This is a genomic window from Rothia sp. HMSC066G02, assembly GCF_001813145.1.
In the GTDB taxonomy this organism is placed as follows: domain Bacteria; phylum Actinomycetota; class Actinomycetes; order Actinomycetales; family Micrococcaceae; genus Rothia.
In genome coordinates, this window is record NZ_KV811586.1 from 62,775 (window position 1) to 63,129 (window position 355).

1 protein-coding gene is annotated in these 355 nt (G+C 56.9%); it reads left to right on the plus strand.

Annotated features, from left to right (window positions below):
• Positions 1-35: 35 nt before the first annotated feature.
• Positions 36-355 (plus strand): hypothetical protein (locus HMPREF2894_RS09190; protein WP_246826999.1); only part of this gene is annotated, 320 nt, incomplete at its 3' end.

A 355-nucleotide genomic window follows, 5' to 3' on the forward strand; every position in this document is an offset into this window, starting at 1 on the left:
GGATATTCACCAACCACACGAAACGAGAACCCGCCATGCGCACTTTCCTCACTGTCTTCTGGGGTGTTGATGCGTTTGGCGCGCTGGTGCGTGTTGAGTACTTTGATAGCGCTCAGCCTGAGAATGCTTGGGTGAAGGTGCTGGTCACTGATGAGGGTGCCCGCGTTCGCGCAGTATGCCTCTACGGTGTGCAGGATGAGGCTAAGGCTGATTCCCAGTCGGCTGAGTTTGCCTCTGCTGTTGAGGATGCTCAGGCGTGGCTTCCGCAGTGCCCGGATTCCGTGGAGGTTGAGGGCGTCACTTTGGTGCCGGTTTCGACGAGTGTGTTCTCGTATGACGGTAATGATTCGCGTCT